Source organism: Burkholderia sp. HI2714, from assembly GCF_002223085.1.
GTDB classification, from domain to species: domain Bacteria; phylum Pseudomonadota; class Gammaproteobacteria; order Burkholderiales; family Burkholderiaceae; genus Burkholderia; species Burkholderia lata_D.
This window is the reverse complement of the sequence record NZ_NKFM01000167.1, coordinates 1-847: the sequence shown is the minus strand read 5'-3', so window position 1 is coordinate 847 and position 847 is coordinate 1. Positions and strand designations below refer to the sequence as shown.

1 protein-coding gene is annotated in these 847 nt (G+C 64.5%); it reads right to left on the bottom strand.

All coding sequences use genetic code 11. The features are described from left to right. Positions 1-847, bottom strand: an 847-nt coding sequence (locus CFB82_RS41690) for an IS5 family transposase (RefSeq protein ID WP_143751104.1), incomplete at both ends; no start/stop codon positions are given.

The window sequence follows — 847 nt, the reverse complement described above, 5'->3', positions numbered from 1 at the left end:
GGCGCGCTTTGCCTTTCGAGATGCATTCGACTTCCGGCGCATGCAGAGCATACAGCTTGTTTTTGTCCTTCTTCTGCTGGCGGCAGATCCGCCATGCCCGTTCGAGCCAAACCTTCAGCGTCGCTTGATGCACTTCAGTGGCCGCCGCCATCTTGCGCCCGATGTCGCGCAACAACCGGCCGAGCACGGTGCGCTGTCGCTTGAGGACACGGCGCAGCCGCTTGTACTGCTTCGCGTGCGCGTAGCCGCCGGCGCGACGGCGCAGTATCTTGCCTTCGCGCTCGTACGTCTGCTTCAGCGTCAGCCCGGCACGTTGCGCCAGCTTCACCAGCTTCGCACGCGCCACTTCCAGCAGCCGGCTGTCGGTCGGAAACGCGACGGCCTTCTCCTGGACGGTCGTATCGACGATCACCGCCTCGAATTCGGAAGGCTCGACCATCTTCATGTTTGCCGCCGCCGCGATCGTCGTTGCCAGCAGCTCCTCGACGCCGGCTTCGCCGAGCACCTGGCGAAAGCGTCCCAAATTGGTCGGATCGCACGGCAGCCGCGGCTGAAAGTATTCCTCGCCGCAGAAGTACTGAAAGTACACGTTCTCCGCCCAGCGCTCGCACACCGACTCGTCGCTCTCATTGAACGCGTGCTTCAAGTAGAGCAACCCGAGCATGCGGCGAATCGGCAACCGCGGTCGGCCCGCTGCGCTCACGCCCGCGCCGGCAAGTTGCGCTGTCGCGCCGAACAGATCGATCACCTGCGCAGCAATGCCTTCACGATTGCGATGCGCGAACAGCGGCGCCATCGTAGCTTCGAGCTGCGCCCACGGCATGCGCGTCGCGAGCACCGCAAGCGG